This window comes from Streptomyces spinosus (assembly GCF_020400655.1).
Classification (GTDB): Bacteria; Actinomycetota; Actinomycetes; order Streptomycetales; family Streptomycetaceae; genus Streptomyces; species Streptomyces argyrophylli.
The window spans coordinates 155,566-177,634 of record NZ_JAINRC010000013.1 but is presented as its reverse complement, the minus strand read 5'-3'; the positions used below and the strand labels follow the sequence as shown (position 1 = coordinate 177,634).

Here is a 22,069-nt window from a genome sequence, read left to right as displayed (position 1 = left end):
GGTGCGCGGACTGTACGCCGGACGAGGAGTGCTGCGAAACGGTCTGCGGAGTCTGCCCGCAGATCAGCGCTCACGACGGTTGCACGCTGACGCGCGGGGACCTGGACGACACGCGCAGCTGCCGGGAGCACGGCATGTACGACATCTTGAGGAGGCCCTGAGCGCGATGGATGAGCTGGTGGAGTTCCTGCGGGCCCGGCTGACTGAGGATGAGCAGACGGCGCGCGCGGCCATCGCCGAGTTGGACGGGCCCTCGGGCGCCGACTGGCAGTACGACCGCCAGTACGTGGAGACGGTCCGCGAGCGCACCATGGTCGCGGTCGGATCGCAGGACTTTATGGAGCCGGGAGTCGGCGTGCACATCGCCCGGCACGACCCGGCGCGGGTGCTGCGCGAGATCGACGCCAAGCGGCAGATCATCGAGCAGCACACCGTCTCGGAGACGAGCGAGTTCGAGGGCAAGACAGACACCATCACGTATTGCCCGATCTGCCGGAACGACGGCGAGTGCCCGACGCTGCGCCTGCTCGCGCTTCCCTACGCCGACCATCCGGACTACCGCCAGGAGTGGCGGCCGTGACCGCATACTGGTCCAGCACCGACCGGAGGGGAGGGATCATGAGCGACACCGGATGGGGCTACGCCGACACCTCGTGGTCAACCCCGCATACAGAAGCCCCGCCGACTCACTCGGCGGGGCTTCGTCGTGCGGCGGGTTCCACGCGCCGTCGGGTAGCACTCCCAGGCGCGAGCAGCTGGTCCGCCCGGCAGCACTCCCAGCATCACACCGGTGTCAAGCGACCCTCGTCCGGCCGTACCCGGCGTGCGGGTGGCGGCACGCTGGTGGAGGCTGGGCGGTATGCCGACCGTGATCGTGTACCCGCCTGACGAGGACGGTGGCCGGCGTGTCCGCATCGACGGCGAGATCGCAGGCCGGGCGTTCGGGCTCGGCGACGTCGTGGAGTTCCTGCGGCGTGCCGGTCTGGAGGGCGTGGACGACACGGACGTGGTCCGCGCGGACTGGATCGAGTGGCGGGGCGGCGGGCCACTCGTCTGGCAGCACTGATCAGTCGCGGTAGAGCGGGGACGCCACGCACCGGACCATCGTGCAGACCACGCGTTTCTCGGCGGCCGGCTGGTCGGGTGGGGCGGCGAGGCGGAGGCTCCAGCAGCCGCAGTCGGGGCAGGGTTCGGACGGGCCGGGTTCGGTGTTGTCGATCCATTGGCTGAACGGCTGGGGCATGGGCCAGCGTTCGCGGGTGGGCTGCGGCCCGTCGGCCATCCACTCGTTGATGCTGGTGACGATCTGTTCGTTGCTGAGCTGGTCGTTCCACGGGGTGTGCGGGACGGTGACCGTGTAGGAGGTGCCGTCGTCCTCTTCGCCGTGGATGACTCGGTACCTGTCGCTTTCGGCCATGGCTGGTTCCCCTCTGGTGGCGTGAGGGTTCAGCCTGCGTCGGGTGATCGCGGGGGTCAAGGGTGCGTACATCTACCGTTCTGGCCGCGCTGGGCGTAGCGTCGAGGGTCCCGCGAAGGGGGCGCCCTTCGAGGCGCTGCGGCCCGCTGCCTTCCACCGGCAGCGGGCCGCGGTATGTCCGGAACGCGCGAGCGCCCCGCCGAGTGGGCGGGGCGCTGAGCTGTCTCACGGGGGCCACAACCACCTCGGTGGGTGGAGGGATCCAGTTCCCTGGTTCCGGCCTTGGTCCCGGCAGACGGTGCGCGTCTCGGTGGGCCGACCCTCGATGAGATCCGCCGCCCACGTTGTTGGCGCGCACGCTCAGGATGCCACGGCCGTCAAGCCGGAGAGTCTTCACCACTCTTACCGTCGAGCTTCCACATGCAGAGTCCCTTGGGGGTGAACTTGTGGATGATCACAGTTTCTACTGTCCAGCCTGCCTCCTTACACATCTCCATCGCCGTCTCCATCGCGATGACGAATGGCGGCCGAAGCTCGCCTGTGATCCGGACGGGCATCTCGTAGTGGTCGTCGCTCACGGGCGTGCCTTCCAGTTGGGGCCGCGGAGTGCGGGCGGGACGCTGCTTGTCGGGCGGGCGGTCCACAGCCGCATGTACGCGGACAGGTTGACGGCGGACGGTTCCGGGCGCGGCGGTGCCGGCGGCGGGACGGGCTGGTCGAGGCTGGCGAGGATCTCCGGGGTGAGGCCGTGCGCGTAGGCGAGGTCGAGGAGTTCGGGGCAGTCGTTGAGGTTGTCGGTCTCGGGGAGTTCCATGTCGCCGTAGGTGCCGCAGCCCTTGCAGGCGGGCGTGTAGTGGACGTCGGGGTCGATCTGGTGGCGGGCGAGGATGCGTCGGTCGGCTTCGCAGCGGCGGAGGACGCTGGCCGGGTCGTGCATGGCGAGGAGGCCGGCCGCGCCGGGCAAGAGGCTGCGGGCGACGAGCGTGCCGCTGCTGTCGAGGAGTTCGAAGTCGTCGGTGCGCGCTTCCCAGGTGGTGACCCAGTCGCGGCCGTGTTCCTTGTCGGCGCTGCGGCAGAGGGCTTCGAGGTGGGTGATCTGCTGGGTGATCCAGCCGTGCAGGTCAGGCACCGGGCTGCTCCTTCGGGTCGCAGGTGCAGACATCGGCGAAGCCTGCGGCACAGGTGATCTCGTGACCGGTGGTCTGCTCGTAGTTGTCGGTCGCTTCGGTCGCTGCCGGGGCGGGCTGGTTGAGGATGGTGTCGAGCATGTCGGCGATCCAGCGGGCGCCGGTGACGCCGTAGAGGTCGTCGCGGAGGGCGGTGATCTCGGTGGTGAGGTGGTCGGCGCGCTGCTTCTGCTGCTCCCAGTCCTCAACGGTGGGCGCCGCATCACCGCGTCCGCAGTGGGGGCAGTAGCCGCGGGCCACGGCACGGAGCGCGGCGAGCTCCGCGTAGAGCTGGTCGAGTTCGGTGTCGGTGATCGTGGACGCGGTCCGGCGGTCGGTCACGGCTGCTCCAGGGCGTATCCGGTGCGGCGGGGCTGCCCGTCGCGGGTGGTGGGGCTGTCGTGGAGTTGGTCGATGCTGATGCGGCGGCGGCGGGTTTCGGTGCCGTCCTCCCGGAGCGTGGCGATCTGGACCTTGCCGAAGCCCCAGACGCCGGGGATCGTCATCGGCTTGCCAACGACCTTGATGCGGCGGGGGCCCTCGCCGTACAGCTCGTCGCGCGGATCGAGGCTGCGGTAGATCTGGCCGGGCTGGATCATGTGCTGCTCCTGGTGGTGGGCGGGGTGCGGGCTACGGCTGGGTGGCGGGTGTGTGGTTGACGCGGCCGAGGTGCTGGCGGCACTGGCAGCCGTCGACCGGGGACCAGGACGGGCAGACGCTGACGGCTTCGGCGTTGTGGTCGCAGGGGTCGAGCCAGCACTCCTCGTCGCAGCCGCACGCGGTGTTGTTGTGCCAGCGGGGCGCGGGCTGGTGGCAGAGGTCGCAGACGAGGTAGGGGTTGGCGAAGGTGACGTAGACGTGGGTTCGGGTGTGGGTCATGGGGTTCTCCTCGGTGCTGGATTGGCGTGGCGGGGTCTGTGGGGCTCTGTGAGGGGTTGGACCCTCCGGGACTGCCCGCGTGTGCTGTGAGGCCGTGTGAGGCCCCGTAGCGGCCCGCCGTGGGGTCGTGGACGGGCACGACCCCCGGCAGGCTGACGGTCAGGCGGACGGCGGGGCGGTGTCGCGGCCGCGACCGGAGCAGCGGACGACGCCCTTGTGGACGAGTCCGGAGCCGGGGAACGGCAGCCACTCGTGCGGCTCGTGCGCGGCCGCGAGCGTGCACGGCGCCTCGCTGTTCGTGTGCTGCTCGCCAGCCAGCCGACGCAGCAGGTCGACGACGTCGTAGGCGCCGTTACCTCGGTCGGCGTTCACGTCAAGCATGTTCGCGGCCAGCGTCTCGGCCATGTCGATGGCTTCCCGCAGCGTCTCGGCGCGCACCGCGGTCGGGTCGGCGGGTGACTGCGCCGCGGGCTCCGTGATCCGCTGGCCGCACGGGTGCTCCGGATGCGGGTGCTCGAACTCGCAGACGATCTGGCTACGGGCGACGTCCACCAGGGCCTCCAGCGCCTCCGAGGCAGCCGGGCTCAAGTCGGGGGCGGCGTGCACGGTGACCACGGGCTGCGGCACAGGCTCGGTGAAGCGCATCGCGGTCCGGGCCTCGACGGCGGTCTCCAGGTCGGCGATCAGCGAGCGCACCCGATCCGCCTCCCACGCGGAGAACAGGGTCAGGGACTCGTGCACGGCGCGGCGGGCCTCGGCGACGAGCACGTCGGCGGCCTTCAGGTCGGGCTGGTTCATCGGGGCTCCAGGGGTGTGAGAAGGTCGGGACAGGCGGCGCCCGCTGCTAGCTCCAGCGGGCGCCGTCGTCGTGCGGGTCATGCGTGCTCGGGGCAGAGGTCGACGAGCCGGCCGTCACGCCGCTTCCGGGTCCAGCCGCGGTGCTCCTTCAGCAGGCGCCGCAACTCGGTGTGGGTGTGGGGCTCGAACCGGACCGACCAGTGCCCTTCGGGGAACTCGCAGTCGGGGTGCTCGCAGATGATGATCAGGTAGGCGTCGGCGCTCACGGTGCTCCTCTCGGGGCCGTCGTCGTGCGGGGCCGGCTCACGCGGAGGGGACGACGAGCCAGTAGCCGTGCCGGTCCTGGCCGACCCGGTCGCCGTACATTGCGGACTTCGTGCTGCTCCCGTCGGCGTAGGTCATGCCGTCGGGCAGGGGCAGCTCGACGCCGATGACGCGCATGTCGTCGTCGAAGAGGGCGACGGCCTTCGGCTCGTTTTCGAGAATGTCGCCGAGCCTCTCGGGGGTCAGGCGCTGCATCTGGGTCACGGTGCGGGTCTCCTCAGGTGTGTCGGTGTGTTGGTGTGCTGGTCAGGCGCCGGACGACGGCAGGACGGCGGGCTGGTGGTCGAGGTCCCACAGCCAGGCCTGGATGACTGCGGCGCACTGGATCAGCTCCGTGCGCAGGGCGGCCGGGTCGGTCTCGGCGAACGCTTCGGCGATCTCCTCGGCGAGGATGTCCCGCCAGTTGTCCTCGTCCCGGCTGTTGGCCTTGCAGACCGCGCGGAGCCGGTCGGCGGTCTCGGTGTCGCCGGGGCGGCCGGTGCCGTTCGGGTAGGACTGCTCGCCCCACTTGGTGAGCTGTCGCTGGCGCTCGGCGTCGATCTCCTCGGCGAAGGCCTTCACGCCGGGGGTGGTGAAGAGGGTCGGGTAGCTCATCGGTGTCTCCGTGGTGTGGTGGGTGGTGGGGGCAGGTCAGGCGGCGTTGCGGAGTGCGTTCATGAGGCGTTCGCGGTTGGCGGCCTGTTGGGCGGGGCTGAGGGGCAGGGGGCCGGTGGGGGTTTTGACGCGGCCGGTGGGGATGGCTTCGTTGTAGAGCCGGTGGAGGGCGTCGGCGGGTGGCATGCGGAGTGCTTGGCGGGCGCGGGCGACGGTGGAGGGGGCGCAGTGGAGTCGGCGGGCGATGCTGGCGTTGGTGTGGCCGGCGCGTATGAGTTGGGCGATGTCGGCGCGGATCTTCACGGCTGGGCCTCCTCGATGGCGAGTTGTCCGGTGGCTTGGATGGCGGCGCGGCGGGTGGCTGCTGCGGTTTCGCGGTGGTGGTCGCGGTCGTAGTGGAGGTGGCAGCCCTGGCACATGGCGCGGAGGTTTTCGTCGCGGCAGTCCTCGGGCGTGTGGTTGAGGTGGGCGACGGTGAGGACGACGCGGCTGCCGGTGCCGTAGGCGGGCTGCCCGTTGCGGTTGGGGCAGCGGCCGGTGTGGGTGCCGCGTCCGCATTCGCCGGTGCATTCGCAGCGGCCCGCGGCGCGGACGGTGCGGATGCGGAGGCTGATCGCCTTCCAGTCGCTCGGGTACCGGTCGCGGTTCTCCGGCCGGATCGGGCTCACAGCTGGTGCTCCTTGATGTACTGCTCCTCGTCCTCGCGCTCCTTGTCGTGGCAGCGGATGCAGAGCTTGGCCTGGGGCTTGTGGTGGAGGCGGCGGGAGCACCAGCGGTCGTCGGTGTCTTCGATCTGCTCGATCCACTCCAGGGCTTCGGGGAGTCGCATGAGTCCGGCGACGTCGATGCAGTCGTGTTCGGTGACGTAGGTGAAGAGGGGGCGGGGCTGCTTGCAGCGCTCGCACTGGCCTTCGACGGGGGTGGGCGTGGCGTTCATGCTGCGGTCTCCCGTGCTTCGGTGGTGCGGCGGTCGTGGACGTAGCGGAGGGGGATGCCGTTCTTGTGGCAGGGGGTGCCGGGTGCGGTCTGGCATTCGGGGCAGACGGCGGTCTGCTGGGCCCAGGCGGAGACGCGCTTGGGGTGGGGTTCGGGGAGGAGTCGGCCGGTGGTGCGGAGGGTGCAGGGTTTGCCGGGGAGGGCGCGGCAGTGGGGGCACAGGACCGCTCGTGCGGGGTGTGTGGCGGTGCTGTGGATGAGGGCGCGGAGGGTCTGGGGCATGGGGGCGCCGGGCTTGCGGGTCATCGGGTGGCCTCCGTCCCGTCGAGGTCGAGCTGGCCGGGGATCTGGACGGTGGGCTCGGGCGGCATGAGGGCGTCGAGGGCGGTCTGGTGCTCTGTGTCCTGCGTGGCGCAGTAGACCTTGCGGTCGGCGGTGATGGTCCAGCCGGTGCCAGCAAGCGCCTTGCGGGCCTCGGTCAGGTCGCTGAAGTGGGCGGTGTACTCGTCCTCGTCGTAGGCGTATCCGCAGACGTCGCAGGCGACGGTGACGCAGGTGTGGGTAGCGATGGTCATCGGGTCCTCCTCGCGCGGCGGTCCTGCATGCGCTGCTTGATCTGGGCTTGGGTGGGCTGCTCCCACGTGTGCCAGCCGACGGGCGGCTTCCATCTGCGGGCGTGCTCGCGCTGTTCGATACCGCACCAGCGGCAGCCGGACGGGTTGGCGTTCATCGGGCGGCCTCCTCGGCGGCGCGGGCGTCGTGGCTGGCGATGAGCTGCTGGACCCGGTCGATGTCGCCCTGCCGGACGGCCGGGCGCAGGTTGAGGAGGAGGCCGCGCAGCATTTCCAGTTCGCCGGGGTACTCCTGGTCGTCGGGCTTCTGGTAGTCGGCGATTTCTTCGAGCTGGGTGATCGCCTCGCGCCATCCGGTGCCGTACCAGACGGGGCCGGTGAGGGCGGTGCACTGGATGGGGATGGCGCGCAGTCGGTCGGCGGCGGCTCGGAGGACTTCGGTGCGGTAGGCGTCCAGGGCATCGGTTACTTCGGGCTGCGACCAGACCGTCATGCTGCCGCGGTCTCTGCGGATCATGAGTGTCAGTCGCTTGCGGGCGTTCATGCGGTCTCCTCGGTGCGGTGCTGGAGGGCGGCGGTTTCGCGGTTCTCGTGTGGTGCGCGTTCGCGGCCGTTGCCGGTGCGGCAGGGGCGGCCGACACCCGCGTGGCAGGTGGGGCAGGTGACGCCGAGGGGGCCGGGGCGGCGGACGGCGGTGACTTCCTTCGGGATGTCGCGGCCGACGCCGGCCAGCAGCTCCTTCACCGGTCTGGGCTTGAGTCCTTCGGCGGCGCGGTGGCGCTGCTGTCGGACGGCGGCGAGGTAGGCGGGGACGTCGTCGGGGTCGGCGTCGGGGATTTCGGGTGGGAGGCCGGGGCCTTGGATGTCGGCGGCGGTGTCGGCGCGCTGCTTGATGACGTGCTGGCGGATGTCGGCGGGCATGATCCACCGGGTCTCTACCGCGTAGTGCGCGGTGACGGCGGCCTTCGCGGGCTCGAAGCCGATGTCGGCCAGCACGGTTTGCCAGGCGAGGACGTCGGCTTCGCCGATAGTGCGGCGGTCGAACGCGGCAGCGAAGGACAGGAGCGCGGCCGTTTCCGCGGGCGTCATCGGTCGCTCTCCGCTCGCTCGGTCGCGGCGGCGATCCCGTCGCAGGCGGCCTTGTCGGCTTCCTGCCGGGCGGCGATGCGGGCGTTGGTGGCGCAGATCTTCTCCATGACGGCCTGCTCCTCCAGAAGCCGGGGGTCGTTCTCCTCGCGCTCCTTGCGGGCCGACCAGCACGGCGTGCACAGCAGGGGCTGCTTCTCGATGGAGCACCAGGGGCAGGTGAAGGCCCCGGCGCCCAGGTGCAGCCCGCAGTCGGGCTCGTAGAGGAACAGCGGCCGGGTCTGCTTGCAGCCGTCACAGCGGGCTTCGACGGGGGCGGTGGTCATGCGGTGTCTCCTTGTTGTTCTTCGAGGCGGCGGAAGTGTTCGGCGAGGGCGAGGCCTTGGGCGACGCGCTCGTCGGTGGTGGAGCGGCGGAGCGGGGGCTGGCCGGGAAGGGCGATGACGTTTCCGCCGGGAAGGGTGGGCCGGCGTTCGGCTGCGCGCTTGGCGTCGTCGCGGATCCACTTCTGCCAGGCGTCGGGCCAGCTCTTGCGGCGGGCGCCGGTGGAGCGGTAGTGGGAGACGAACTGGGCTGTGGAGTGGTCGACGTCCAGCCCGGGGTAGGTGGCGTGGGCCCAGCGGCGCATGGAGTCGGTGAGTTGGAAGCCGTCGACCTCGATCGGGGTGGGGCCCTGGTCCTCAGCCGCGCGCGGTGGGTGGTTGCGGTAGTCCTCAGCCCCCCACTGGTTCAGAGGACGGTTAGTGGGTGGTTCAAAGGACGGTTTGGGTGACGTGGGCGTCACCCCGGTCGCGACGTGGGCGTCACCCCACTCGGACGTGGGCGTCACCCCGGAGGTGACGTCGGTGTCACCGGTGACGTGGGCGTCACCCCCTGACGCGGGCGTCACCCCTGCCTTGCTCTGAGCTGCGGTCTTACGTCCGCCTCTCGCACGGGATGACGTCAGCGTCACCCGTGACGTCCGCGTCACCTCATCGTCGCCCGCGCGACCACCCGGAACGGTCTTCTCCATCGCCAGGTCGTAGACCGCGGGCCGGCGCTCCGCCGGGATGTGGGCGGCCACGGCCGGGTCGCCGGGACGGATGAGTTCGAGCTTGAGCAGCTCCTTCAGGTCGCGCTGCACGGACCGTTCCGCCTTGCATGCGTACGCGGCGAGCGTGCGCACGGACGGGTAGGCACCGCGGCCCTGCTTGTCGGCGTGGTCGGCGAGGCCGAACAGGGTGCCGAGCAGCTGCGGAGGCATGGGCGGCGCGTACTTCAGCGCCCACACGGTGGCTTCGAGGCTCAACGGTCCTTCTCTCATCTGTGCTGGTCAGGGCAGGCAGGTGGCTGCTCAGGGGTATTTGGTGGCGGCCATTTGGTCCTCGGTGTCGTGGCGGCATTTCAAATGCGGAGGTGAATTGGGCGTGCGATTCCGGGTCGGCATTTGGTCTGGAGGTTCGTCGTTACGTTCCCATCATAGCGCTCATCGCGCTTATGTACATGAGGACGGTGAGGTACACTCACGCCATGACCGCGCCCAAGAAGGAGCACCAGGAGAAGATCGCGGAGTTCCGCAACTCGATGGCCGACGCCATCGAGCGCGCCCGCTACTTCGACGAGACCACCGTGCTGACCAGCCGTGGCAAGCGCGTGGCCGTCCTGGTCGGCATGGACTTCTACGAGCGCGCGCTGGCGGCACTGGGCGAGCAACGCGTGCTCGTCACGCCGGCCGAGTCCTGACACCGTTCCCCTCCCCTCTCTCCGGGCCCCGCACCGTGTGGTGCGGGGCTGTGCTGTGTGCGTCAGGCGTCTGCTTCGGTGACCGGTCCGTGGTCGGCGACGAGAGCCCGCCAGCGGATGAAGTGGGAGCCGGTCGCGGTCCAGCGGGCGCCGTGCTTGGACCAGCGGCGGCCGGTCCGGTCGGTGACCGCGCGGACATCGGCCGGGGCCTGGAAGCTGCCCGGCCCGTTGGGGCGCCAGGAGCGGGCGGCCATCAGGCGACCCGTCCTGCCTGCGCGGCGCGGGTGCCGCGCCAGACCCCCACCGCCGAACGCTCACCGGTCGGCCGGCTGCTGCGGTCGAACGTGACGTGCTCGATCAGCCGGTCGCGGACCAGGGAGAGGACGAGGTTTCCCCAGTCGGCCTTCGGGTTTGGCGGTTCGGGAAGGTCGTTGTCCTTCGCGACCTCATAGCTGGTGAAGAGCCGGCCGCTGCGGGCCGCGGCGACGAACGCAGGCCGGACGCGGTCGACCCACTCCGCGTAGCTCAGCTCGCCGGGCGCGGGAAGCGTGCCGTCGAGGGTCGGCTGTACCGAGGCGGTCATTGCGCACCACCGCGCCGGAAGCTGCTCACCCGGACACCGCCGCGCGCCCGGATCCGGACGCCGGCCTCGATGAGGAGGGTCCGGGTGGTGCCGTAGGAGTAGCCGATCTGCTGGGCGACCGAGGTGATCGGGCTACCGGCGATGTACAGGCGGGCGGCCTGCTCGCGGACGCGTATCCGGGCGGGGCCGGTGATGGGACGGCCGGTCATCGGGGGTCCTCCTCCTGCTGTGGGTGGGGCTGGTAGGCGGGCGGGGGTTCGGGGAGTCCGAGGGCCCGCCAGGGGCTGTGCGCGGAGCACAGCCACCCGGCGGGGTACAGGCGGACCGGGCCCTCATGCGGGGCAGGGATGTCGCAGACGGGCCCGGCGGGCTCGGTCACGACGCGAGCGGGGCTTCGAGCGCGGCGATCAACGCCCGCTCCTCCTCCGCCTTCTGCCGGCAGCGCTCCTCGTTGTCGAGCATGTGCCGCGGGTTCACGCACTCCACCAGGTCGCAGGTGCGGCGGACGATGCCGACCGCCTTGTGGCCGCGGTCGAGGAGGAACGCCAGCTGCTTCGGCGTGGTCGGGATCCCCCGGAAGGAGAACGACCCGGTCGGTCCGCTCCAGCCGATGTGGCCGCCGGGCAGGTCGTGGGTGTGCTTCTCCCACACGTCGCGGAGCGTTTCGGTGGGGTTGAGTTCCGCGTGCAGGGCCTTGTTCACGACCCGGCGAATGGTGCCCGGGGCCTCCAACTGGGCGAGCCGGTACTTCTTCCGGATCGTGACGCGCTGGCCCTCGCTCAGCCCGCCCCAGACGCCGGACTCCTCGCCACGGGTCAAGGCGCCTTGCGCGCACTGGTAGATGACCGGGCAGCCGAAGCAGGTGGCCTTGGCGTCCTTCACCGCGGCGACGTTGCTCGGGTTCGGGAACCAGCGTTCCGGGTCCTGGCCGGCACACGCTGCGGTGTCCCGCCAGTCGGTCTTCCGCTTCGTCTCGGGGACGGCGCCGGTGTAGTTGCTCATGCTGCTTCTGCTCCGAAGATCGCGGTGTACTGGGTGCGGAGGGCCTCGCGCATCGGTTGGTCCTCGACGTGGTCCGGGCGGACGCACGGTGGCCAGCCGCAGCCGGCCATCACGTGGCCCTCGGGATCCCGGCCGTTGGCGAGGCGGAAGGCGATGCGGCGGGCGGCGTACTCGGTGCCCTGGTTTTTGATCACGGGGTGGACGCCCTCGCGCCAGAACCCGGTCCACGCGAGGTGACCGTCACCGGTCGGGCGCGTGCGGGCAGTCCAGGCGTCTTCCAGGCGGACGCGGGTGCGCTGGTAGCGGGGGAGGTCGAGTTCGGCGCGGATGCGTGCGACTCGTTCCGGGCGGGTCCGCAGGGTGCGGCAGATGTACTTGTCGGAGTGGCCCTCTTGGAGGAGGGCGACGACGTCCGCGCGGGTGCTGTTCGGACGACCAGGCATCAGGCCGCCACCCCCGCCTGCTGCTCAACGAACGCACCGACGGCAGTGAGGACCGCATCCGCCAGCACTGGCGGGACGGCGTTGCCGACCTGGAGGTACTGCTGACCCGCCCGGCCCTGGAACACTAGATCCGGGCGGAATCCCTGGAGCGCAGCGCACTCGGCAACGGTGGGCCGCAGGTGCGGAACGCCATCCCGGTCCTTCCAGGCGCCGGTGCCGATGTGGCGCCGCATGGCCTGCCGGGTGCCGTTCCCAAACGGCTCCGCCCCGCCCGTTGCGGTGCCGCCGCCGGTGACGGTCGGCGCCGGCCGCTGGGTGTAGCCCCAGCCGATGACGTCCGCCATCGCGGTGAGCGGCGGCTGCCCGAGCCCCCCATGCGTCGGCGCCGGCAGCACCACCTCGCGGACCCGGGACGCGGCCAGCACGGCGCGCGGGCGGCGCTGCCCGAGCCCGTAGTCCGCGGCGTCCAGGACACCGGTGGCGACGCTGTACCCCCACCGGCCGAGGATGTCCGCGTACTGCTCCCAGACCGGCAGCACCGACGGCACCTGCTCCATGCAGATCCACTCGGGCTGAAGGTCGTAGTGCCAGCGCATCGGCTCCGCAGTCAGGATGCTCCGCGGGTCCTGGCAGGCAGCGCCGTGCTGAGCCCGGGTGTCCTTGCCGCAGGACAGATCCTCGATGGTCTGCTGGATGAGCGGCAGGTCGTGGGCGCCTTTGCCGTTCCCGGACTTGGAGAACGGCGGGCACGGCGGGCTGTCGATCTTCCCGGTGGTGCGGCCCTTGAACGGCCACGTCGGGTACTGGGTGACGTCGCACTGGACGGTGGCGTGCCCGGCCGCGCGCCGGGTCTGGCAGGCGGCGGTGGCGAGTTCGAAGCCGATGTCGTGCTGACCGCGGGCGGCGAGCGCCTCGGTCCAGCCGATACCGGCGAAGCCGTGGGGGATCATGCGGCCTCGCCTCCGTCCTCGACGGGCACGGCCGGCTGGATGTCGAGGGCGCGGGCGAGGAGAGCGGTGAACTGGGCGCCGGTCATGGTGACGTAGCCGTCCGCGGCCGACGTCTTCCCGATGCGCTTGTGCCAGACCACGCCCAGCCAGGCGCCGTCGTTGTTGCGCTCCTCCTCGGTCTCTGTGATCCACTCGGCGAGCTTGAGACGGGCCTCGTTCTTCGCCTCGATGACGATGCCGACCACGCCGGCGATGTCCCCGCGGTCCTTCGCGGAGCCGGCGAGGCGGCGTTCGGCGAACGGCCAGCCCGCGGCCTTGAGGTGTTCGACGATGGCGCGTTCCCAGGCGCTGCCCTTGGCCTTGTTGCGGCTGGTCACTGTTCCCCCTTGCTGACGTCGTTGAGGAGTCGGTCGAGTCCGGCGGCGAGTTGCGGGTCCGCGGCGATGACCTCGGTGAGGTGGGCGTCGACCTCTTCCCACAGCCGGTCCGGGCCCAGGTCGTGGCGGCGTGCCCGCCAGTCGCTGACCACGTGGCAGACGAAGACCGCGATGAACACGGCGATCGTCAGCGCGGCGAAGGACACGTACGCCCAGGCGACGCCGATCAGCCGCTGCTCGATGTCGTGCGGGCTCACCACTCGCCTCCGATCAGGTGGCCGGCGTCGCAGCGGAGCGCGGTGCCGTGGACGGTGGCCGTGGTCTGCCGGGCGCAGGCCGGGCAGTGGGTCCACTGCTGCACGGTGGCGGCGCCGTACTCGCGGCGGTGCCGGCCGCGGACCGGTGCCGGGCGGACAGCCCACCGCACCGCGGCGGTCCCGGCGACGAGCGCACCCATGAGGGACGCGGCACCGATCGTGATCTCCGGGGTCATGACGCCACCCCCGGCGCGGTCTGGAGCGCGGCGAGCTGCTCGCGGAGCTGCGCGTTCTCCCGCTCCAGGACGACGTTCGTCCAGTGCAGGGTCAGCGCCTGCTCGTCCAGGTGGCGGCGGGCCCGCTCCGACAACTCCAGCTGCTGCACCAGCCGGGCGTCACCCGTGGCCGGCTGCACCGGGACCGGCGTGTCGGGGTGCTCGTCGCGGTCGTGAGCGAGCTGGGCTTGCAGGCGCGTGATCGCGGTCTTCTGGCTCTCGACCTGCTGCTCGGCGTCCTGCCGGCGCTTCGACTCGCCGGCGAGGATGCGGCGGAGGTCGTTGTACTTGGCCAGGGTCACGAACATCAGCGGCCACCGCCCATCACGGCGTCGAAGACGTCGCGGGCCCAGCGGGCGTCGCCCAGCGCGGTGTGCGCCACGTCGTCACCTGGCGGTTCGACACCAACCCAGCGGGACAGGCCGCGCGAGGAGAACGGGAACCGGGGCAGGTCGCTGTCCTTCACCTCGATGCCCGTGCTGTGCAGGACGGCGGCGTGGCCGTGCTGGTATCCGGCGGCGAGGGTGGCGATGTCGATCGGCCGGTAGTGCCACTGGGCGGAGCCGGGACCGAGGAGTTTCCGGAGGAACCGCTCGTCGAACCCGGGGTTCGAGCCGACCAGGACCGCGCCGCTCAGCACGTCCATGACCGCGGCGACGACTTCGCTGCGCATCATCGGCAGGACGGGGCCGTCGCCGTAGCCGGTCCATGCGGCCTCAGCGTGCGGCGGGACGACGAACCGCTCCAGGTAGCGGCCGATCTTCAGGGACTCGGGGTCGGCGGTGGCGAGGTTGGGGCGGATCTGCCAGACGTACTCGGTGTCGGTGGGCGTGTTGTCGTCGAACTCGCGGAGGATGATCGCGACTTCCCAGGCGTCGCCGAGCGTGGCGTCCAGGTGGGTGGTCTCGGTGTCGACGAAGGCGATCGGGGTCACTGGGGGTCTCCTGCGGTGAGTTCGGGGAGGATGGCGGCGGTGAGGCGGCCCTCGCGCCAGGCCTGCATGACCTGGTCTCGGCCGTCCTTCTTGAAGCGGACGGAGTGGGTGCGCGCGCGGGCTGGGGCGATGGCGACGCCGGGGACCTCGTGGATGACGCCGGTCTCCGGGTCGGCGTACTCGGCGGCGCCGGCCGCGGTCATCTGCTTGAGCAGCCGGTCGGTGAATGCGGGTCGGACGGCGGTGATGAAGCGGCGCTCGACCTCGGTGGCGTAGTGGTCGCGGACCCAGGCGGTGTAGGCCTCCTCGTCCACGACCTTGGCGGCGGCTTCGCCGGAGGAGAGGCTGACGGTGGCGATGTCGGGGCCGTCGGGGAGGGTGACGGCGACCTGGCGGACGCCGGTGGTTTCGGCGGCGGCTTCGAGGGCGGTGCGGGTCTCGGCGCGGGCGGCCTTGTACTCGGCTTCCACGACGTCGAGGAGCGTCTTCAGCGCGGCCTCGCGCGCTGCTGCTTCCTTCAGGTTCATCTTCGTGGTCTCCTTGGGCGGGGCCGTCCTGCCTGCTGTGAACGGGCAGGACGGCCCCAACTTGTGGCGGTCAGGCGGCGGAGCCGGTGAGGAGCGCGGTCATCTCGCGCAGTTGCTGGGCGCCGGCCTGGGCGATGGGCAGGCCGTAGGAGCGCTCGAACTCCTCGTCGAGGTTGTCGAGTCCGGCGTTCGCGGCGGCGGCGCGGAGGGCACGCTCGGCGGCGTCGGCTTCGGTCTCGCCCTCGGCGACGACCACCGCGTCCGTGACGTCGTCCTGGCCGCCGGCCTTCTCGTCCGGCTTCGGCAGCGCGGTCCAGCGGCGCGTCAGGTACTCGCGCAGCGTGTCCGCCTGCTCGGTGTCCGGTGCCACGATCCGGGCGTCCGCGGGGACGGTCCGCTTCGCCTCGTCGATGAGAGCGCCCATGACGAACCGGTCCTCTGCGGCGGCGGCCCGCCTGGCGAGTGCCTGCGCCTCGGGGTGCGGTTCGAACTGGGCGGGCTCGTCCGACGGGACGCGGCGGAGCTGCGTCACCTCGGCGTCGATCGGCATGCCGTCCGCGTCGACGTTCGCGCCGATCTCCTCCGGCGTGTAGATGCTGCCGTGCAGCACCTCCGGGCACGCCATCCGCACGCACTCCGAGATGGCACGGGCCCGCAGCATCGCCCCCGGGAACTGCTTCCACGTGTCCTTGGTGGTGAGCTTGGCCCGCGTCGCCTTCGGGATGTCCCACACCGCGGTGAACGGGAACTCCGGGTCGTCCGCGCGGAAGATGGTCACCTCCGCCCGGGTGTCGTCGCCGCTGATCCGCATGCGGTGACCGGCCCGGCGCGTCAGCGAGGCCATCAGGTCCGCGCTGGCGGTGGCCCGGCCCTGGATGACGTGCACGGACTGGGTGGTCGTGATGACGTCCAGACCGATCGCACGCCCGTACTCCAGCGCCCAGAGCACGGAGGCCGGGTTGCCCTGGTACTGCCGCGGCAGCATCCCGGAGCCGGCGAGGGCTTCGGCGAACTTCCAGGCGTCGTGCGGTGTCATGGTGGAGAGGGAGAGCGCGCCGCCTCGTTGGGCGGGGGCGGCGGCTTGGTGCTTGACGATCTCGGCGCTCACGAGCGCACGTCCTTTCGGGTTTCGATGTAGCGGGCGCTGACGCGCGTGCCGTCCTCGACGAGTTCGGTCCGGGACTCGTACGCCCCGACCGGCAGGTAGGGGGTGCTGTCGTCCGGGTTGCCGATCGGGTAGCCGCACCGGATACGGCGGGCGAGGTTGTCGGCGCTGATGCTGTTGCGGTAGTCGCCGACGACGAGCCATACGCCGGGCTGCTGGCGGAGGGCTGCCGCGGTCTGCTGGTGGTTGGCGCGGGGGCGCTTGGCGAGGCGGCTCATCGGGTGCCTCCCGGCGTCCATCCCGGGTAGTCCTCGGGGCAGGCGCACTTGTCGGGGTGGTCGCAGGCGAGGCGGGCGAACGCGGCGTCGACCGTGTCCATCTGGTGGCGGGCTTCGGCGGCGATGCCGTCGGCGAGACGCTGCTGCCGGGCGACGAGCGCCGTGATCTCAGACTGAACCGCAGTCATCGGGCACCTGCCTTGCGCTGCATGGGAAGGGTGGACTTCAGCGCCGGCGCGGCAGCACCCAGCCGGGCGACCAGCCGCGCGAGGGCCTGACCCCGGACGGGGATCTCGTAGCCGACGTGCGCAGCGAGCTGCTCCATCAGCAGCCGCTCCGGCTCCCAGCCGTCGTGCCCGCGGGACTCCATGCGGTCGTCGACGATCTCGTGGAACAGAGCGAACGCGTCGGCGTCGTCGGCGAGGGTGGTGATGACGTGCTCGAAGTACTCCTCCAGGTCGAGGAACACTCCGTCCGGGCAGCGCCGGGTGTAGAAGCGCATCGGGCCGGTCGGGTTGGGGCGCCGGAACAGGCGACGCAGGGCGAGTCGGATGCGGTTCATCGGGTGGCCTTTCGGCGATGGCGGCCAGCAGCCGCAGAAGAAGGAGAGGGAGAGGGAGGGAGGTGGCCGGTCCGCGCCCAATGCGGGATTCGCGGACCCGGGGCCGGACGGCGGGCGCGCGGCGGTCGCGGGGTGTCGGCGGCCAGTTGCAGCAGCCACAGCGCGAGGAACCCCAACGCCAGCCCAGACACGCTCAGCAGCCACGTCACGGGGCGGCGCCCAGTTGCGGCATCTCCAGCGCCGTCCGCATGTCGGCCAGCGCGTGCACATATCCGCACCGGTACTGCGCTTCGATCGAGTCGACCTTCAACGACTCGGGCAGCCTCAGGGCATCCACCGCCGCGACGACACGAGAGGCGTAGGCCAACTCGTCAGCGACCGTTGGTTCGATCCCGACGTACTTCGCCAGCTCGGCTTCCAGCTCCGCGAGCCGGGACCGGAGCCGCGCGGACTCCTCGTGCTCCCGCCGCAACTCCTCGACCGCGCGCTCGGCCACCGACACCGCGTCCGTCGACACCGACGCCATGTCCTTGGCGGCCTCCGGGGACATCAGCAGCCCCGCTGCTTCCAGCGCCAGCGCGATCCCGGCAGGCGTCCGGTTCTGCTGCATCGCGGCGAGGATCACCCCGGCCGCGGAGTTCACCGACCTGGTGTTCACGCCGCCACCTGCCCCTGCTGCGGGGCGAATTCGTCGTGGACCTGCTGGATCGCGGTCAGGTACAGCTCCCGCTGCCACGGCTCCCAGGACGCCCAGTCCGGGCCGTACATCTCCAGGAACTCGTGGTCCACCTCGGCGAGACGGGTCTCCTCCAGGTCCTCCGCGCGGACCATCCGCAGCGCGCTCACGACGCCACCGCCAACGCACGAACCGGCACCGACACGACGACCTCGACCGGCACGTCCCGCCACGTGGTCGTCAGCACGTGCTGCCGCAGCCGGCCGTCCCGGCTCTCCCACACCCGGCCGGCCCGGATGCTGCCACCCAGGAAGTCGGCGCAGTCCGCGAGCATGGCCATGCCGCCGTCGTGGATGTAGCCCGTCAGGGTCGGGGTGGTCCGGGTGATCGACCAGGTCAGGTGTTCCGACAGGTTCGGGTGCTCCGTCAGGAGCTGCACCAGCGCGTTCGCCGCGCTGAGTTGGGTAGGGTTACTGGCCATCGGTGGCCTCTCCTTCGTTCGTGTTCGGTTGAGGTACGCCGAGTCGTGGGGTCGCCGGCCGGGCAAGCTGGGCGGCCCTTCGGCGCGTTCAGGGGGTCAGGCGGCGACAGCGGCCCGCGTGCGGGCGGCGGGCCGGCGGCGCTGGCGCGGGATCGAACGGCCGGTGCGCGGGTCACCTCCGCTGCGGATGGCGTGGATCGCGGCGCGCTGCTCGCGGTTGATGACGATCCGCTTGTTGCCGTTCCGGCCGCAGAGGTGCGGGTTGTCCCGCAGCAGGCGGCGGATCCAGTTGGTGCTGGCCTGAAGGACGTAGGCCGTCTCCTGGACGGTCATGTACTCCTGGTCCGGGTCGGCCGGCGGCTGCGGCCGGTGGTAGCGGGTCTTGTCCGTGGGCACGGGTCATTCCCTTTCTGGGGGTTGGGGTGGGTCCTCGGTGGGGCGAGGAGGCGTGAGCCGGAGGCGTGCATCGGTCGCGTTGAGGACTTCGCGGAGGCGCCGGTACGTCTTGGGGCCCATGTGTCTGCGGGTGCCGGTTTCGAGGTAGCTGACGTAGCGGGGGCTGATTCCCGCCCGTCTGGCCAGCTCGGTCTGTGTGAGCCCCGCTTGCATGCGCTCCTCGCGGATCGCGTCCCCGTTGACCTCGTAGGTCAGCGGTTGGTGCATGCCTTGAGTTAACCCTAGTTGACCCTGGCTGTCTACCCCTTGGTGGGCTTTTCTGACCTCTGTTGACCCTGATGGCCAGAGCTTTGCTGGTTGGAGGTGACCCGTCACGCACCGAAACCAGCCGTATACCTGGTTGGAACTAGCTGGAACTGGCTGGAACTGAGAGCATGTCGACATGGCTACTCGTGATCTCGACCGCCTCGCGCGACACGTGAAGGCGCACCGGCTGGAGCAGTACTCGTCACGTGACGCAGCAGCTGCCGCAGCAGGCGTCACACGCAACACGTGGAAGCGTGTCGAAGAGGGCGAGACCGTCCGCGAGTCCACCTACACGAAGATCGACCGCGCGCTCGGCTGGGCCAGCGGTAGCTGCCTTGTCATCGCCGACGGCGGAGAGCCCGTGTTCGCCGGCGAGGCGACAACGTCGTCAACGCTGCCTTCGGCAGTGCTCAGCGAGGAGCAGGCGCGCCAGATGGCTTGGGATACGGCGAAGGCAACCCTCCCGACTGCCCAGGTCGGTGAGCTTGACACTTTTGTGAACGAGCTTGTGGAGAAGTTGCGAAGGGCTGGGATTGTGACGGACAGCTCCTGATCTGGAGTGATCGGCCGTACAACCTTTTCGCCGTAACCGAATCGTAACCTCCGGATGCTGATGAAACCTCAACAACCCCCTCCCGCTCACCCGTTCGGCATGCAACGCTGAGGTCTCCACCCGGGGAGGTCCCAGGCGACAAAGGGGGCCAGGTGAGTAATGTCATCTATCTCGATCTTGGGCCGAACAGCTTCGGCTACACGACCCAGGTAGCAGGCGAGAAGGTGTGTGTCCTGTCCTCCAGGACCGTCAGCGACCGCGCTATTCAGGGGCGCGTGAGGCGGTACATGAAGGCTCAGGGCCGGGACTGCAAAACCTGCGGCGGCTGTCCGATAGGACAGGCATCGTAGGCAGCAGTCCAGCGGGGGCGTGGGCGGCAGGGGTGCCCGCCACGCCACCCAACTCACCGAGCAGCACGGGGTGTCCGATGCCATACGTCGAAGTGCGCGGCAACAACATCCGCGTCAAGTGGTGGTCAGGCGAATACCACCTGGATGACGCCGGCAAGCCGACGAAGAAGAAGCGCTACGAGTCGGCGAGTGGCCCCGAGCCAGGTGTCCCGTTCGCCGATGAGGACGAGGCGTACAACTTCGGGTTGGACCGGGAATCCGATGTGCGGAACAAGCGGAACCGTCGTAAGGCAGCCGAGCGCCTCGGAATGGGCGAGTACTGCGACTTGTGGTTCGCTGAGACTTCGCTACGCGTGCGTTCCAACAAGACGTACAAGTCCCGGCTGGACTCCGTGATCAGGCCGTATTGGCTTCAGTGGAAAGTGGACGAGATCACGCCGGTCGAGTACGCGGCCTTCGAGAGGTACGTCCGCGGTAAGTACTCCCACAACTACGCCAAGAACGTGCTCGGCGTCTTCAAGATGCTGATGGACGACGCCGTCGTTAAGTACAAGTTGCGCGACGAGTCGCCGATCATCGAGCAGCGGCGTCGCGGCAGGTACGAGAAGAAGCAGACCCGGCGAGTGAAGCGGCAGCTTCCCACGACAGCCGTGCACCAGTTGGCGTGCAACGCGTACACGGTGTGGGGACTCCCGGGCTGGGCATACATCTGGACCATCGCGTTCACCGGCATGCGTCCCCCCGGCGAGATGTACGGACTTCAGCGCGGCTATTCCTCCGTGCACTGGCCCGAGTCGGAACCCGATCGTGAATTGCGCGAGGAGGCGGTCGACCGGTACCAGCACATGACGGCGCTGCGGGTGCAGTACCAGGCGTACAAGGTGAGCCGGCAGCCGTTCCTGGCGACACCGAAATACGGCAGCTGGAGAACACTGGTGATCCCGCCGTTCTTGCATGCCATGCATGCGGCGCTTCTTGCCTCTCACCGCGATCCGTGGGTGTTTCTGTCCATCGCTGGAAAGCCGCTCCTGGAAACGGACTTCGACGGCACGTACTGGTATCCCATGCGCGATGGCGCTGAGGCACGCGCAGCGGGGCCGCAGAAGTCGCGGCCGGCCCGGCCTGCGATCCCGGCCGTCCCCGAGATGGCCGGCGAGCCCATCTACCGTCTGCGGCACTGGCACAAGGCGAAGCTGGACGAGGCCGGTGACATCCCCAGGGTTGCGGTGGAGGCCCGCATGGGGCACGAGCTGCCTGGCGTGGAGGGCGTCTACAGCGAGGTGACCGTGCCGATGGAGGAGCGGATCGTGGAGTACCTTCAGACGGTGTGGGAGAAGGAGGTTGTGGGGGCTGGGCTTTGGACGCCTCCGTTTCCCATGGCTCTCCCAGATGATCTTCTTGGGGTGGCTCCGTCCCTGTTCAGCGGCCTGCCGGTGCTGGAGTAGGTGAGATCTCGGGCATCATCAGCGCCATCGTCATCGGCCTCGTCATCGGAGTGCTGGGGCGGCTGGTCGTCCCCGGGCGGCAGCACATCGGGGTCCTGTGGACCATCGTCGTCGGCATCGTGGCCGCGCTGCTGGGCTCGGCGATCGCCGCCGGGCTCGGGGTCGCCGACACGAAGGGGCCCGACTGGATCGAGTGGTTCATCCAGATAGCCCTGGCGGCCGTCGGAGTGGCCGCGCTGGACCGGAGCCGGGCCCGGCGCTGAGTCAGTTCGCGTAGAGGTAGGGCGTCGTCGTGGTCAGCGCGTGGAAGCCGAGTCGGTCCAGGATCGGGCGGCTCATGGACGAGGCGTCGACGTGGACGTAGCGGTAGCCCTGGGCGGCGGCGACGCGGACGCGGTGGGCGATCAGGGCGCGGTAGATGCCCTTGCCCCGCCAGGCCGCCACCGTGCCGCCGCCCCACAGTCCGGCGAACCGGGTGCCCGGCACCAGCTCCATGCGGGCCGCGGCGACCGGCTCGTCGCCGGCGAGGGCCGCCACGGCGACGACCGTGCCGGGGTCGGAGGCCAGGCGGGTGAGCAACCGGTGCCGCAGCCCGCCGCCGTCGGTTCCGAAGACCCTCTCGTGCACGTCCACGACGAGGTCGACGCCGGCCGGATCGCGGGCCTCGACGAAACGGACGCCGGCCGGTGGTGCGGTGTCCAGCGGCAGCTCGGTCACCTCGGCCACCATCAGCGTCTCCGTGGGCTCGGCCCGGAATCCGGCGGCGAGCAGCCGGTCGCCGAGATCGGCCGGCTCGTCGTGGGCGTAGAGCTTCCACTCGAAGTCCAGTCCCAGACCGCCGAAGTAGGCGATCTGGTCGCGGACGGCCCGGTCCGCGTCCGCCGCGTCCAGGCCGGCCCAGAGCACGCCGTTCCAGCCGTGCGCGTCCGCGACCTGGCGCACCACCCCGCCGGCCCGCTCGATGCGGGCCCCGGGTCCGTCGGGCCGGGCACCCTCGCGCAGGTCCCGGTCGTACACAGTGAGCACTGAGGCGTGATCCATGGCCTCACTCCAGCACGGTGGCCGGGCGCAGACA

At 70.5% G+C, this 22,069-nt stretch carries 48 protein-coding genes; 6 read left to right on the top strand and 42 right to left on the bottom strand.

Going from position 1 to position 22,069, the window contains the following annotated elements; genetic code table 11:
• The first annotated feature begins 166 nt into the window (after positions 1 to 166).
• Both LG395_RS25115 and LG395_RS25110 read left to right on the top strand, forming a co-directional pair.
• Positions 167 to 580 (top strand): DUF6221 family protein, encoded by a 414-nt coding sequence (locus LG395_RS25115; RefSeq protein WP_225811303.1) that lies wholly within the window; start codon positions 167 to 169, stop codon positions 578 to 580.
• A 279-nt stretch (positions 581 to 859) separates the two neighbouring features.
• Complete coding sequence (locus tag LG395_RS25110) at positions 860 to 1,066, top strand: hypothetical protein (RefSeq protein WP_225811302.1); 207 nt, start codon at positions 860 to 862, stop codon at positions 1,064 to 1,066.
• Here LG395_RS25110 and LG395_RS25105 read toward each other — a convergent pair whose 3' ends face one another.
• From LG395_RS25105 to LG395_RS25010, 20 genes are all read right to left on the bottom strand, one after another.
• Positions 1,067 to 1,417, bottom strand: a complete 351-nt coding sequence (locus tag LG395_RS25105; RefSeq protein WP_225811301.1) for a hypothetical protein — start codon at positions 1,415 to 1,417, stop codon at positions 1,067 to 1,069.
• A 377-nt stretch (positions 1,418 to 1,794) separates the two neighbouring features.
• The gene (locus tag LG395_RS25100; protein ID WP_225811300.1) at positions 1,795 to 1,995 is read right to left on the bottom strand and encodes a hypothetical protein; all 201 of its coding nucleotides are present in this window, start codon (positions 1,993 to 1,995) and stop codon (positions 1,795 to 1,797) included.
• On the bottom strand, positions 1,992 to 2,546 hold the full coding sequence (locus LG395_RS25095; protein WP_225811299.1) for a DUF6221 family protein: 555 nt from the start codon (positions 2,544 to 2,546) through the stop codon (positions 1,992 to 1,994). The genes LG395_RS25100 and LG395_RS25095 overlap by 4 nt, the downstream gene beginning before the upstream one ends.
• Entirely contained in the window at positions 2,539 to 2,925 is a 387-nt protein-coding gene (locus LG395_RS25090; RefSeq protein WP_225811298.1) for a hypothetical protein, read from the bottom strand. Before LG395_RS25090 ends, LG395_RS25095 begins: the two co-directional genes overlap by 8 nt.
• Positions 2,922 to 3,182 carry a hypothetical protein gene (locus LG395_RS25085; protein WP_225811297.1) on the bottom strand — a complete coding sequence of 87 codons (261 nt, stop codon included), beginning with the start codon at positions 3,180 to 3,182 and terminating at the stop codon, positions 2,922 to 2,924. Before LG395_RS25085 ends, LG395_RS25090 begins: the two co-directional genes overlap by 4 nt.
• A gap of 31 nt (positions 3,183 to 3,213) precedes the next feature.
• Positions 3,214 to 3,462, bottom strand: a complete 249-nt coding sequence (locus LG395_RS25080) for a hypothetical protein (RefSeq protein WP_225811296.1) — start codon at positions 3,460 to 3,462, stop codon at positions 3,214 to 3,216.
• 159 nt (positions 3,463 to 3,621) lie between these two features.
• Entirely contained in the window at positions 3,622 to 4,260 is a 639-nt protein-coding gene (locus tag LG395_RS25075; protein WP_225811295.1) for a hypothetical protein, read from the bottom strand.
• 77 nt (positions 4,261 to 4,337) lie between these two features.
• Positions 4,338 to 4,526 carry a hypothetical protein gene (locus LG395_RS25070; RefSeq protein WP_225811294.1) on the bottom strand — a complete coding sequence of 63 codons (189 nt, stop codon included), beginning with the start codon at positions 4,524 to 4,526 and terminating at the stop codon, positions 4,338 to 4,340.
• Between the two features lie 37 nt (positions 4,527 to 4,563).
• Positions 4,564 to 4,788, bottom strand: coding sequence for a hypothetical protein (locus LG395_RS25065; protein ID WP_225811293.1), 225 nt, complete (start codon positions 4,786 to 4,788; stop codon positions 4,564 to 4,566).
• A 42-nt stretch (positions 4,789 to 4,830) separates the two neighbouring features.
• Positions 4,831 to 5,178 carry a hypothetical protein gene (locus tag LG395_RS25060; protein ID WP_225811292.1) on the bottom strand — a complete coding sequence of 116 codons (348 nt, stop codon included), beginning with the start codon at positions 5,176 to 5,178 and terminating at the stop codon, positions 4,831 to 4,833.
• Between the two features lie 36 nt (positions 5,179 to 5,214).
• On the bottom strand, positions 5,215 to 5,481 hold the full coding sequence (locus LG395_RS41480; protein ID WP_225811291.1) for a helix-turn-helix domain-containing protein: 267 nt from the start codon (positions 5,479 to 5,481) through the stop codon (positions 5,215 to 5,217).
• Positions 5,478 to 5,846: a hypothetical protein gene (locus LG395_RS41475; protein ID WP_225811290.1), complete on the bottom strand. Its 369-nt coding sequence runs from the start codon at positions 5,844 to 5,846 to the stop codon at positions 5,478 to 5,480. Before LG395_RS41475 ends, LG395_RS41480 begins: the two co-directional genes overlap by 4 nt.
• A complete protein-coding gene (locus LG395_RS25045; RefSeq protein ID WP_225811289.1) occupies positions 5,843 to 6,115 on the bottom strand; it encodes a hypothetical protein in 273 nt (90 codons plus the stop codon). The genes LG395_RS41475 and LG395_RS25045 overlap by 4 nt, the downstream gene beginning before the upstream one ends.
• Positions 6,112 to 6,420, bottom strand: coding sequence for a zinc finger domain-containing protein (locus LG395_RS25040; RefSeq protein WP_225811288.1), 309 nt, complete (start codon positions 6,418 to 6,420; stop codon positions 6,112 to 6,114). The genes LG395_RS25045 and LG395_RS25040 overlap by 4 nt, the downstream gene beginning before the upstream one ends.
• Entirely contained in the window at positions 6,417 to 6,689 is a 273-nt protein-coding gene (locus LG395_RS25035) for a hypothetical protein (RefSeq protein WP_225811287.1), read from the bottom strand. The genes LG395_RS25040 and LG395_RS25035 overlap by 4 nt, the downstream gene beginning before the upstream one ends.
• Positions 6,686 to 6,844 (bottom strand): hypothetical protein, encoded by a 159-nt coding sequence (locus LG395_RS25030; RefSeq protein ID WP_225811286.1) that lies wholly within the window; start codon positions 6,842 to 6,844, stop codon positions 6,686 to 6,688. Before LG395_RS25030 ends, LG395_RS25035 begins: the two co-directional genes overlap by 4 nt.
• Positions 6,841 to 7,230 (bottom strand): hypothetical protein, encoded by a 390-nt coding sequence (locus LG395_RS25025; protein WP_225811285.1) that lies wholly within the window; start codon positions 7,228 to 7,230, stop codon positions 6,841 to 6,843. The genes LG395_RS25030 and LG395_RS25025 overlap by 4 nt, the downstream gene beginning before the upstream one ends.
• Entirely contained in the window at positions 7,227 to 7,775 is a 549-nt protein-coding gene (locus LG395_RS25020; protein WP_225811284.1) for a zinc finger domain-containing protein, read from the bottom strand. The genes LG395_RS25025 and LG395_RS25020 overlap by 4 nt, the downstream gene beginning before the upstream one ends.
• Positions 7,772 to 8,098, bottom strand: a complete 327-nt coding sequence (locus tag LG395_RS25015) for a hypothetical protein (protein WP_225811283.1) — start codon at positions 8,096 to 8,098, stop codon at positions 7,772 to 7,774. The genes LG395_RS25020 and LG395_RS25015 overlap by 4 nt, the downstream gene beginning before the upstream one ends.
• Complete coding sequence (locus LG395_RS25010) at positions 8,095 to 9,060, bottom strand: helix-turn-helix domain-containing protein (protein WP_225811282.1); 966 nt, start codon at positions 9,058 to 9,060, stop codon at positions 8,095 to 8,097. Before LG395_RS25010 ends, LG395_RS25015 begins: the two co-directional genes overlap by 4 nt.
• A 221-nt stretch (positions 9,061 to 9,281) precedes the next feature.
• On the opposite strand from LG395_RS25010, the gene LG395_RS25005 reads away from it, so the two are divergent.
• On the top strand, positions 9,282 to 9,494 hold the full coding sequence (locus LG395_RS25005; protein ID WP_225811281.1) for a type II toxin-antitoxin system prevent-host-death family antitoxin: 213 nt from the start codon (positions 9,282 to 9,284) through the stop codon (positions 9,492 to 9,494).
• A 62-nt stretch (positions 9,495 to 9,556) separates the two neighbouring features.
• On the opposite strand, the gene LG395_RS25000 is transcribed toward LG395_RS25005, so the two are convergent.
• The 21 genes from LG395_RS25000 to LG395_RS24900 all read right to left on the bottom strand — a co-directional run bounded on the left by LG395_RS25000 (position 9,557) and on the right by LG395_RS24900 (position 18,607).
• Positions 9,557 to 9,748, bottom strand: a complete 192-nt coding sequence (locus LG395_RS25000; protein ID WP_225811280.1) for a hypothetical protein — start codon at positions 9,746 to 9,748, stop codon at positions 9,557 to 9,559.
• Positions 9,748 to 10,077 carry a hypothetical protein gene (locus tag LG395_RS24995; protein ID WP_225811279.1) on the bottom strand — a complete coding sequence of 110 codons (330 nt, stop codon included), beginning with the start codon at positions 10,075 to 10,077 and terminating at the stop codon, positions 9,748 to 9,750. The genes LG395_RS25000 and LG395_RS24995 overlap by 1 nt, the downstream gene beginning before the upstream one ends.
• On the bottom strand, positions 10,074 to 10,286 hold the full coding sequence (locus tag LG395_RS24990) for a helix-turn-helix domain-containing protein (protein ID WP_225811278.1): 213 nt from the start codon (positions 10,284 to 10,286) through the stop codon (positions 10,074 to 10,076). Before LG395_RS24990 ends, LG395_RS24995 begins: the two co-directional genes overlap by 4 nt.
• A gap of 166 nt (positions 10,287 to 10,452) precedes the next feature.
• Positions 10,453 to 11,079, bottom strand: coding sequence for a WhiB family transcriptional regulator (locus tag LG395_RS24985; RefSeq protein ID WP_225811277.1), 627 nt, complete (start codon positions 11,077 to 11,079; stop codon positions 10,453 to 10,455).
• Positions 11,076 to 11,522 (bottom strand): hypothetical protein, encoded by a 447-nt coding sequence (locus LG395_RS24980; RefSeq protein ID WP_225811276.1) that lies wholly within the window; start codon positions 11,520 to 11,522, stop codon positions 11,076 to 11,078. Before LG395_RS24980 ends, LG395_RS24985 begins: the two co-directional genes overlap by 4 nt.
• Positions 11,522 to 12,472: a DNA cytosine methyltransferase gene (locus LG395_RS24975; protein ID WP_225811275.1), complete on the bottom strand. Its 951-nt coding sequence runs from the start codon at positions 12,470 to 12,472 to the stop codon at positions 11,522 to 11,524. The genes LG395_RS24980 and LG395_RS24975 overlap by 1 nt, the downstream gene beginning before the upstream one ends.
• Positions 12,469 to 12,849: a hypothetical protein gene (locus LG395_RS24970; protein ID WP_225811274.1), complete on the bottom strand. Its 381-nt coding sequence runs from the start codon at positions 12,847 to 12,849 to the stop codon at positions 12,469 to 12,471. Before LG395_RS24970 ends, LG395_RS24975 begins: the two co-directional genes overlap by 4 nt.
• The gene (locus tag LG395_RS24965; RefSeq protein WP_225811273.1) at positions 12,846 to 13,106 is read right to left on the bottom strand and encodes a hypothetical protein; all 261 of its coding nucleotides are present in this window, start codon (positions 13,104 to 13,106) and stop codon (positions 12,846 to 12,848) included. The genes LG395_RS24970 and LG395_RS24965 overlap by 4 nt, the downstream gene beginning before the upstream one ends.
• Entirely contained in the window at positions 13,103 to 13,342 is a 240-nt protein-coding gene (locus LG395_RS24960) for a hypothetical protein (protein WP_225811272.1), read from the bottom strand. The genes LG395_RS24965 and LG395_RS24960 overlap by 4 nt, the downstream gene beginning before the upstream one ends.
• The gene (locus LG395_RS24955) at positions 13,339 to 13,689 is read right to left on the bottom strand and encodes a hypothetical protein (RefSeq protein WP_225811271.1); all 351 of its coding nucleotides are present in this window, start codon (positions 13,687 to 13,689) and stop codon (positions 13,339 to 13,341) included. The genes LG395_RS24960 and LG395_RS24955 overlap by 4 nt, the downstream gene beginning before the upstream one ends.
• A complete protein-coding gene (locus LG395_RS24950; RefSeq protein ID WP_225811270.1) occupies positions 13,689 to 14,315 on the bottom strand; it encodes a 3'-5' exonuclease in 627 nt (208 codons plus the stop codon). Before LG395_RS24950 ends, LG395_RS24955 begins: the two co-directional genes overlap by 1 nt.
• Complete coding sequence (locus LG395_RS24945) at positions 14,312 to 14,842, bottom strand: hypothetical protein (RefSeq protein ID WP_225811269.1); 531 nt, start codon at positions 14,840 to 14,842, stop codon at positions 14,312 to 14,314. The genes LG395_RS24950 and LG395_RS24945 overlap by 4 nt, the downstream gene beginning before the upstream one ends.
• Positions 14,843 to 14,912: 70 nt before the next feature.
• Positions 14,913 to 15,950 carry a recombinase RecT gene (locus LG395_RS24940; protein WP_225811268.1) on the bottom strand — a complete coding sequence of 346 codons (1,038 nt, stop codon included), beginning with the start codon at positions 15,948 to 15,950 and terminating at the stop codon, positions 14,913 to 14,915.
• Complete coding sequence (locus LG395_RS24935; protein ID WP_225811267.1) at positions 15,947 to 16,225, bottom strand: hypothetical protein; 279 nt, start codon at positions 16,223 to 16,225, stop codon at positions 15,947 to 15,949. Before LG395_RS24935 ends, LG395_RS24940 begins: the two co-directional genes overlap by 4 nt.
• Positions 16,222 to 16,413, bottom strand: a complete 192-nt coding sequence (locus LG395_RS24930) for a hypothetical protein (RefSeq protein ID WP_225811266.1) — start codon at positions 16,411 to 16,413, stop codon at positions 16,222 to 16,224. Before LG395_RS24930 ends, LG395_RS24935 begins: the two co-directional genes overlap by 4 nt.
• Positions 16,410 to 16,787, bottom strand: coding sequence for a hypothetical protein (locus LG395_RS24925; RefSeq protein ID WP_225811265.1), 378 nt, complete (start codon positions 16,785 to 16,787; stop codon positions 16,410 to 16,412). The genes LG395_RS24930 and LG395_RS24925 overlap by 4 nt, the downstream gene beginning before the upstream one ends.
• A 205-nt stretch (positions 16,788 to 16,992) precedes the next feature.
• Positions 16,993 to 17,445, bottom strand: a complete 453-nt coding sequence (locus LG395_RS24920; RefSeq protein WP_225811264.1) for a hypothetical protein — start codon at positions 17,443 to 17,445, stop codon at positions 16,993 to 16,995.
• The gene (locus LG395_RS24915; RefSeq protein ID WP_225811263.1) at positions 17,442 to 17,633 is read right to left on the bottom strand and encodes a hypothetical protein; all 192 of its coding nucleotides are present in this window, start codon (positions 17,631 to 17,633) and stop codon (positions 17,442 to 17,444) included. Before LG395_RS24915 ends, LG395_RS24920 begins: the two co-directional genes overlap by 4 nt.
• Positions 17,630 to 17,944: a hypothetical protein gene (locus tag LG395_RS24910; protein ID WP_225811262.1), complete on the bottom strand. Its 315-nt coding sequence runs from the start codon at positions 17,942 to 17,944 to the stop codon at positions 17,630 to 17,632. The genes LG395_RS24915 and LG395_RS24910 overlap by 4 nt, the downstream gene beginning before the upstream one ends.
• 96 nt (positions 17,945 to 18,040) lie before the next feature.
• Complete coding sequence (locus LG395_RS24905; RefSeq protein WP_225811261.1) at positions 18,041 to 18,340, bottom strand: DNA-binding protein; 300 nt, start codon at positions 18,338 to 18,340, stop codon at positions 18,041 to 18,043.
• Positions 18,341 to 18,343: 3 nt separating this feature from the next.
• On the bottom strand, positions 18,344 to 18,607 hold the full coding sequence (locus LG395_RS24900) for a helix-turn-helix domain-containing protein (RefSeq protein WP_225811260.1): 264 nt from the start codon (positions 18,605 to 18,607) through the stop codon (positions 18,344 to 18,346).
• Between the two features lie 175 nt (positions 18,608 to 18,782).
• On the opposite strand from LG395_RS24900, the gene LG395_RS24895 reads away from it, so the two are divergent.
• The 3 genes from LG395_RS24895 (at position 18,783) to LG395_RS24885 (ending at position 21,257) form a co-directional block, all read left to right on the top strand.
• Positions 18,783 to 19,199: a helix-turn-helix domain-containing protein gene (locus LG395_RS24895; protein ID WP_225811259.1), complete on the top strand. Its 417-nt coding sequence runs from the start codon at positions 18,783 to 18,785 to the stop codon at positions 19,197 to 19,199.
• Positions 19,200 to 19,626: 427 nt separating this feature from the next.
• Positions 19,627 to 20,994, top strand: coding sequence for a site-specific integrase (locus LG395_RS24890; protein ID WP_225811258.1), 1,368 nt, complete (start codon positions 19,627 to 19,629; stop codon positions 20,992 to 20,994).
• A gap of 44 nt (positions 20,995 to 21,038) precedes the next feature.
• On the top strand, positions 21,039 to 21,257 hold the full coding sequence (locus LG395_RS24885; protein ID WP_225811406.1) for a GlsB/YeaQ/YmgE family stress response membrane protein: 219 nt from the start codon (positions 21,039 to 21,041) through the stop codon (positions 21,255 to 21,257).
• 1 nt (position 21,258) lies between these two features.
• Here the strand turns inward: LG395_RS24885 and LG395_RS24880 are convergent, their stop codons facing one another.
• Positions 21,259 to 22,035 (bottom strand): GNAT family N-acetyltransferase, encoded by a 777-nt coding sequence (locus tag LG395_RS24880; RefSeq protein WP_225811257.1) that lies wholly within the window; start codon positions 22,033 to 22,035, stop codon positions 21,259 to 21,261.
• Positions 22,036 to 22,069: the final 34 nt, after the last annotated feature.